Annotated in this window: 1 pseudogene; it reads left to right on the forward strand. The window is 55.9% G+C overall.

The features are described from left to right. Nucleotides 1–205: 205 nt before the first annotated feature. Nucleotides 206–1,167: pseudogene (locus NHU87_RS28295) on the forward strand (IS110 family transposase). The last annotated feature ends 11 nt before the right edge of the window (nt 1,168–1,178 follow it).

A 1,178-nucleotide genomic window follows, 5' to 3' on the forward strand; every position in this document is an offset into this window, starting at 1 on the left:
CGCTTGTATGTTTAGACTTGAAGGGGTGGGCGTGACTAAAGGCTCGATTCCGACTCTCGCCAGTACGGACCGTGGGAGACTTCTCGTCCCGCCCTTTCTACCCAAAGCGCCGATAAGGAATTCATCGGTAAAACCGACGATAGAGGCAAGCCAGCGCAACGGTAGACCCCGACAAGCTCATAAACCCTAGCTCCGAGGATTTGTCATGGCAATCCTTACTTCGCAGACGGTTGTTGGCATCGATATCGCCAAGGCCGAAATAGTCGTCTATCGCTCCGACCTGCAAACCACTGACCCCATCAAGAACGATCGAACAGCCCTCAAGCGCTGGCTTAAAACATTGCCCGCCCAAAGCGCTATCGCCGTTGAAGCCACCAACATCTACCACCTGGACACCATCGAGCTGGCCCATGCGATGGGTCATCAGGTCTATGTCGTGGATGCTTATCGGGTGAGCAACTATCGCCGCGGCATCGGCCAACGAGCCAAGAACGATCCCTGCGATGCCCGTCTGCTGGCGCGCTATTTGACGAACGAACAAGACGGGTTGCGGATCTGGAGCCCACCACCCAAGGCCTACACCTCGCTGAAAAGCCTGCTCCACAGACGTGCAACGCTGATCCAGAACCATGCCGGCCTGATGCTGAGCTGGGCCAATGAACCCTTGTTGAAGAAAGTGCAGGCCGCTCAGCAGAAGGCATTCAAGCAAGCGGATCAGGCCATTCAGAAACTGCTGCGCAAGGTCAGCAAAGAGGCGGGTATTGAAGAGAATATCGACCGCTGCAAAGCCATCGAAGGCGTTGGCGAGCTGACTGCAACCGGGTTGGCGACCACCTTCATGCGCGGTGATTTTGCCAATAGTGATGCGTTCATCGCCTTTCTAGGGATGGACCTGACGGTCGATGATTCCGGGAAGAAGAACGGCCCCCGGTATCTGACCAAAAAAGGCGATCCGGAAGTACGCCGGTTGGCTTACAACGCTGCAATGGCAGCCTGTCGCTCGGCCAAATGGAAACCGTTTTACGAGTCGTACCTGGCAAGAGGCTTCTCGAAAACCCAGGCATTGGTGGCCCTTGCCCGGAAGCTCTGCCGGGTGGCATTTGCCCTGATGAAAAATCAGAGCGAATACCAGCCGACCTGAAGTTGCGGGGTTGTCCTGCAACATAGAATCTCCCACA

This window comes from Pseudomonas mandelii (genome assembly GCF_024138395.1).
Lineage (GTDB): Bacteria > Pseudomonadota > Gammaproteobacteria > Pseudomonadales > Pseudomonadaceae > Aquipseudomonas > Aquipseudomonas mandelii_E.